The sequence below is a fragment of the Pseudomonas sp. P5_A2_2 genome, from assembly GCF_054177685.1.
Genome location: NZ_JBGCUL010000186.1, coordinates 1 through 6,856 on the forward strand (window position 1 = coordinate 1; position 6,856 = coordinate 6,856).

Sequence of the window (6,856 nt, forward strand, 5' to 3'; positions counted from 1 at the left end):
GAGCAAGCTCGCTCCCACAGGGATCGCGCAGGCCTTTGTGGGAGCGAGCTTGCTCGCGATAGGGTCGCAACCGATGAACCTGCGAACAACAAATCGTGTACAACTTTCGATATTTAACTGGAACAATCCACTGGTTTTTTGAGAACATCCTGCTCCGCGCCGTGACCGCAATGCGTCATGTGGTCGCAGAACGACGTAATTAGTCTGATTTTCACAACCGCAATTCATCATGTAGTATGCCGCAGCGCGCACTACATAACGCTGGATCGATGTCTGCCGCAGGCACGTTCGCAACCCTGAAAGCCCTGTCAGCAAGGCCCCAAGCCGTTGATCGGTCCCAACCCAGCCGCCCGTAATGGGCATGTACTGGTAGAGGGGTTTGTGGTTTAAATGGCCAAAGGCTTCATTGTTAAATTGAAGAGCTGAAAAGCGAAATAGCTGAGCAGAGTGAGGCAAGCAATGACTGAACACGTTCAAGTCGGTGGCCTGCAGGTCGCCAAAGTCCTGTTCGACTTCGTGAACAACGAAGCCATTCCCGGTACCGGCCTCACCGCCGATAAGTTCTGGGCCGGTGCCGACAAGGTCATCCATGACCTGGCGCCGAAGAACAAAGCCCTACTCGCCAAACGCGATGATTTCCAGGCTCGTATCGATGGCTGGCACCAATCCCGTGCCGGTCTGCCACACGACGCCGTGGCCTATAAAGCCTTCCTGCAAGACATCGGTTATCTGCTGCCAGAAGCGGCCGATTTCCAGGCAACGACGCAAAACGTCGATGACGAAATCGCCCGCATGGCCGGCCCACAGCTCGTGGTGCCGGTCATGAACGCCCGCTTCGCGCTCAATGCCTCGAACGCCCGTTGGGGCTCGCTGTACGATGCGCTCTACGGCACCGACGCCATCAGCGAAACCAACGGCGCGGAAAAAGGCAAAGGCTACAACAAGGTGCGTGGTGACAAGGTCATCGCTTTCGCCCGTGCCTTCCTCGACGAATCGGCGCCTTTGGCGGCCGGCTCCCACGTCGACTCCACCGGCTACAAGATCGTCGACGGCAAACTGGTGGTCGCCCTTAAAGGCGGCAGCAACACCGGCCTGCGCAACGACGCGCAACTGATCGGCTTCCAGGGCGATGCCGCTGCACCGAGCGCGATCCTGCTGAAAAACAACGGCCTGCATTTCGAAATCCAGGTCGATGCCAGCACCCCGATTGGCCAGACCGACGCAGCCGGCGTCAAAGACATCCTGATGGAAGCCGCGCTGACCACCATCATGGACTGCGAAGACTCCGTTGCCGCTGTCGATGCCGATGACAAAGTGGTGATCTACCGCAACTGGCTCGGCCTGATGAAGGGTGATCTGTCGGAAAGCGTCGCCAAGGGTGGTCAGACCTTTACCCGCACCATGAACGCCGACCGCACCTATACCGCTGTCGATGGCAGTGAACTGAGCCTGCACGGTCGTTCGTTGCTGTTCGTGCGTAACGTCGGTCACCTGATGACCATCGACGCGATCCTCGACAAAGACGGTAACGAAGTGCCGGAAGGCATTCTCGATGGCCTGGTGACTTGCCTGGCTTCGATGCACAACCTGAACGGCAACACCTCGCGCAAAAACACCCGCACCGGCTCGATCTACATCGTGAAGCCGAAGATGCACGGCCCTGAAGAAGCCGCGTTCACCAATGAGCTGTTCGGTCGCATCGAAGACGTGCTGGACCTGCCGCGCAACACCCTCAAAGTCGGGATCATGGACGAGGAGCGTCGAACCACGATCAACCTCAAGGCCTGTATCAAGGCGGCGAGCGAACGTGTGGTGTTCATCAACACCGGTTTCCTCGACCGCACGGGCGATGAAATCCACACCTCCATGGAAGCCGGCCCGATGGTGCGCAAGGCAGACATGAAGGCGGAAAAATGGATCGGCGCCTACGAGAACTCCAACGTCGATATCGGTCTGAGCACCGGCCTGCAAGGTCGCGCTCAGATAGGTAAAGGCATGTGGGCCATGCCTGACCTGATGGCGGCGATGCTCGAACAGAAAATCGCCCACCCGCTGGCCGGTGCCAATACCGCCTGGGTACCGTCGCCGACTGCTGCTGTGTTGCACGCGCTGCACTACCACAAGGTTGACGTGTTCGCCCGTCAGGCCGAGCTGGCCAAACGTGCGCATGCCTCGGTAGACGACATCCTGACCATCCCGCTGGCGGTGAACCCACAGTGGACCTTTGAGCAGATCAAGAACGAACTGGACAACAACAGCCAGGGCATTCTCGGTTATGTGGTGCGCTGGATCGACCAGGGCGTCGGCTGCTCGAAAGTGCCGGACATCAACGACGTCGGCCTGATGGAGGACCGTGCAACGCTGCGTATTTCCAGCCAGCACATCGCTAACTGGCTGCGCCATGGCATCGTCACCGAAGAGCAAGTGATGGAAAGCCTCAAGCGCATGGCGCCGGTGGTTGACCGTCAGAACGCCGGCGACGCGCTGTACCGTCCGCTGGCCCCGAACTTCGACAGCAACATCGCCTTCCAGGCGGCAGTCGAGTTGGTGGTCGAAGGCACCAAACAGCCGAACGGCTACACCGAGCCGGTCCTGCACCGTCGTCGTCGCGAGTTCAAGGCGAAGAACGGGTTGTAAACCAGCTCACTCCACAGCAATCCCCCGGTTGAAAAACCGGGGGATTTTTGTTTCTGCGTCCTGCAAATGCAGAACTATCTCCTGAAACGCAACGCGTTTGCAGCGATGTGGCGGCCTATTCTCGATGCATTCATGAACAAGGCAATTCCAAGGACCGTGATGATGAGAGCAAACAGTTTTTCGCCACCAATGGGTTCGTCGAGTACATACCACGAGGTCAAGATACCCGATATCGGAACAATCACTGACAAGGGTGCAACCTGGCTTGCCGGATACTTCTCAATCATTCGGTTCCACACCCAATACCCGAATACCGTCGCCACATAGGCCTGGAACAGGACAGATACCAGCACTGGAGCAGTTATGTCTGTTAGCAACGTCTGGAAAGGAGCTGCCCCCTTGACCCAGTAAGTCATCAAATATAAAGGAGGCGTTGCATACAGGCTCGACCAAACGACAAAGGAAAATATATCAACCACTTTGCTTCTCTTGACCAGCACATTGCAAAGACTCCAGAACAATGCGCTGAGTAGCACCAGGAAAAGTCCAAAACTTTCGGCACCACCGTGCGTTACATGGATAATGAACATCAGTCCCACCAACGCCATGAGAATGCCGGCCACTTGTATTGCCGTCATTTTTTCGCCAAACAGCAGTACTCCCCAGATGACCGTGAAAAAAGCACTGAACTGCAAGAGCAAAGATGTTACGCCGGCACTGACATCAAGAAACATGCCATAGTTCATCAGCCAACACATTCCAATACCAAACAACAAACCGTAGACTATAGTTACAAAAGTACTGACACCCTTCGGTTTCGGGATGAAAAACACCAGTGGCAATGCACAGAAAGTAAAGCGCAGCGCTGTCAATATGAATGGATCGATGCCATCAAGACTGATATCAATTACCGTAAAATTGCTGCCCCACATGATTGTCACGCCGACAATAAGTACAAGATCGCGAAATTCAATTTTCTTTATCATATCGTCCTCAATGCGATACACAGCCACACAATCCAGAAAGAGTAATGACCTGACCTTTGTCAGTGTTTTATCTACAGGAACTGGCCGCAGATTGAGCACACGACAACCATCGAGATACTCAAGCAACTAGAATCGGAGAACCAAATTGGCAACCTGGATAGTGCTACGACAGACATTATCAAACCAAATACGATATCAAATAAATGCCCGCATCAGCCTTCAAGCGCTGAACGATAACTGAATAATCGAAAGAAGAAAAAAGCTATTTGTGAGTAGCTTTTTCGCAGACGAACCAGATAACTTTAATTACAAATTATTTAATGCCCAATTCGCGTTTTACCAGTGTCAGCAGATGACTGGCATCAATCGGCTTGAGCAGAAAGTCCACCACGCTCAAATGCATTGCGGCGATCGCATCCTTCACGTCGGCGTCACCCGAGACAATGATGATTGGCAATGCCGCCCTTTCCGATTCRCGTACCTGACGGATCAGATCCAGCCCGTCAACGTGGCCCATTCGCAGGTCGGTGATCATTAAACCAATCGAGGGCTTTTTGATCTCTGCCTTGGCCAGCAGGATCTTGAGTGCCGCTTCGCCACTGGACGCCATTACACAGTGAATACGGTCCATCGCCAGAATCTCTGACAGCAGCTCCCGGGCGTCTTCGTCGTCATCGACGATCAGCACCCGTTGCTGCGGCAGGTCAGGTTCCAGCATGACGGCACTCAGCGCTTCGCGCTCGGCGTCGCTCAAAATATCGTGGTCGGACATGGCTTTCCCTATATGTTCAATACTATTCCCTGGCACAGCGGTGAGACATCGCTCAGCGAACTATCAATGTGCACCCCGTCGGATATTTTTCCAATAGCAGGATAGAGAGGTTTTTCTCACAGTTGCGTAAGGTTTTTCCGACATTCCATCACCCTGATTGCCTACCTAGACTTACGTCCAATGGGCACCCCGACCGCAGGGGTCGACCATGTCCTGGTCATCCGACTACAACAATTCAAAAAAAGACTGCGGTAATGGTTATGAGTAAAGCGGRCGCCTTCACACAGGCAGGGAAAACCGCGGTGTTGCAGAACATCCAGGGCACGTTGCAATTCCTTCAGCGCTTCCCGCCTTTCAACCAGATGGAACACGCTCACCTGGCGTATCTGGTCGAGCAATGTCAGCTGCGTTTTTACGCCCCCGGCGAGAGCATCATCAAACCCGCCGACGGCCCGGTCGAGCACTTCTATATCGTCAAGCAAGGCCGGGTCGTGGGCGAGCGTCCGCACACGGCCAAGGGTGGCACCGAAACGGTCTTCGAGATCACCACTGGCGAATGTTTCCCCCTCGCGGCGTTGYTGGGTGAACGGGCGACCCGCACCGAGCACCTGGCCGGCGAAGACACTTTCTGCCTGCAATTGAACAAACCGGCGTTCATCCGCCTGTTTTCGCTATCGGATACCTTCCGCAACTTCGCCCTGCGCTGCGTCAGCAGCCTGCTGGATCAGGTCAACCAGCAAGTGCAGCAAAAAGCCGTGGAAACCCTGGGTACCCAATATTCGCTCAATACCCGACTGGGCGAATTGGCCATGCGCCACCCGGTAACATGCGCCCCGCAGACGCCATTGCGCGAAGCCGTGACGTTGATGCACGAACAACAGGTCGGCAGCATCGTGGTGGTCGATGAACTCAAGGCGCCACTGGGGATTTTCACCCTGCGCGACCTGCGTCAGACCGTGGCCAACGGCAGCAGTGATTTCAATGAAGCCATCGAAGGGTACATGACCCGGGCGCCGTTTTTCCTGTCGCCGGATCACAGTGCATTCGACGCGGCGATTGCCATGACCGAGCGGCACATCGCCCATGTCTGTCTGGTCAAGGAGCAACGCTTGTGCGGCGTGGTTTCCGAGCGCGATCTGTTTTCCCTGCAACGGGTCGACCTGGTGCACCTGGCGCGCACTATCCGCAATGCCCAGAAGGTGGAAAACCTGGTAGCGCTACGGGGCGAAATCGGTCAACTGGTCGAGCGCATGCTGGCCCACGGCGCGTCTTCGACGCAGATCACCCACATCATCACCTTGCTCAACGACCACACCGTGTGCCGGGTGATCGAGCTGACCCTCGCCGAAAAAGGCGACCCCGGTGTGCCATTCAGCTGGCTGTGTTTCGGCAGTGAAGGCCGTCGCGAGCAKACCCTGCACACCGATCAGGACAACGGCATTCTGTTCGAAGCCAGGGATGCGGCCCATGCCGCCGAGATTCGCGGCAAGCTGTTGCCAATTGCCCAACAGATCAATCAGAGCCTGGCGCTGTGCGGCTTCACCTTGTGCAAGGGCAATATCATGGCCGGCAACCCAGAGCTGTGCCTGTCCCGGGCCGAATGGGCGCGGCGCTTTGCGGCGTTTATCCGCGAGGCAACCCCGGAGAACCTGCTGGGTTCGAGTATCTATTTCGACTTGCGCGTGGTCTGGGGCAGCGAGCAAGGCTGCGAGCAGTTGCGTCGGGGCATTCTCGATCAGGTCGGCGACAACCGTTTGTTCCAGCGCATGATGGCCGAGAATGCGCTGCGCAATCGCCCGCCCGTTGGGCGTTTCCGCGAATTCGTACTGGCGCGAAAAAATGGCGAGAAGGCCACCCTGGACCTGAAGATTCAGGGCCTGGCACCGTTCGTCGACGGCGCCCGGTTGCTGGCCCTGGTCCACGGTATCGAAGCGAACAACACGCTGGAGCGTTTTCGCCAGTTGGTTGCCAAGGAGGTCATCGATCCCCTGGACGGCGCCGCGTACGAAGAGGCGTATCACTTCATCCAGCAAACCCGCATGCAGCAACATCAACTACAGACCCGGGAGAATTTTCCTTACTCTAATCGGGTCGATCCCGACAGCCTCAATCATCTGGACCGACGCATCCTGCGTGAGTCCCTGCGCCAGGCACAACGCCTGCAAAGCAGTCTGACCTTGCGGTATCAGTTATGAGCCTGTTTTCATGGCTGCGCCCGGCGAGTCCCACCCTCCCAGCTCATCTGCAACATCGGCTGGATCAATTACCGACGGCTGCCGACCTGTCTGAGTGCAGCCTGCGCGAGCAACGCTGGGTGGTGCTCGATCTGGAAACCACCGGTTTGAACCTGAACAAGGACCACGTGTTGTCCATTGGCGCGGTGGTGATCGAGGACGGGGCCATCGACTTTCGCCAGCAGTTCGAACGCACCCTGCAATATCCACAAGTGAAACTCGGCCCC

General features: G+C 56.4%; 5 protein-coding genes. 3 read left to right on the top strand and 2 right to left on the bottom strand.

All coding sequences use genetic code 11. The annotated features are described in order from the left end of the window. The first annotated feature begins 459 nt into the window (after window positions 1-459). Window positions 460-2,637 (top strand): malate synthase G, encoded by a 2,178-nt coding sequence (locus tag ACXRVY_RS13365; protein ID WP_223456862.1) that lies wholly within the window; start codon window positions 460-462, stop codon window positions 2,635-2,637. A gap of 74 nt (window positions 2,638-2,711) precedes the next feature. On the opposite strand, the gene ACXRVY_RS13370 is transcribed toward ACXRVY_RS13365, so the two are convergent. Beyond that, window positions 2,712-3,623, bottom strand: a complete 912-nt coding sequence (locus ACXRVY_RS13370; protein WP_223456860.1) for an EamA family transporter — start codon at window positions 3,621-3,623, stop codon at window positions 2,712-2,714. Between the two features lie 313 nt (window positions 3,624-3,936). Then, window positions 3,937-4,395: a response regulator gene (locus tag ACXRVY_RS13375; RefSeq protein ID WP_223456859.1), complete on the bottom strand. Its 459-nt coding sequence runs from the start codon at window positions 4,393-4,395 to the stop codon at window positions 3,937-3,939. Between the two features lie 254 nt (window positions 4,396-4,649). Here ACXRVY_RS13375 and ACXRVY_RS13380 point away from each other — a divergent pair, with 254 nt between their 5' ends. Together ACXRVY_RS13380 and ACXRVY_RS13385 are read left to right on the top strand one after the other, a co-directional pair. Beyond that, window positions 4,650-6,590 (top strand): putative nucleotidyltransferase substrate binding domain-containing protein, encoded by a 1,941-nt coding sequence (locus tag ACXRVY_RS13380; RefSeq protein WP_458237537.1) that lies wholly within the window; start codon window positions 4,650-4,652, stop codon window positions 6,588-6,590. Continuing rightward, on the top strand, window positions 6,587-6,856 hold a 270-nt coding region (locus ACXRVY_RS13385), incomplete at its 3' end, for an exonuclease domain-containing protein (protein ID WP_458237538.1). The genes ACXRVY_RS13380 and ACXRVY_RS13385, both read left to right, overlap by 4 nt.

Excerpts from the sequence above, each read along its gene's own strand:
- ACXRVY_RS13365 (WP_223456862.1), top strand. The coding sequence starts at position 460 with ATGACTGAACACGTTCAAGTCGGTGGCCTGCAGGTCGCCAAAGTCCTG.
- ACXRVY_RS13370 (WP_223456860.1), bottom strand. The coding sequence starts at position 3,623 with ATGATAAAGAAAATTGAATTTCGCGATCTTGTACTTATTGTCGGCGTG.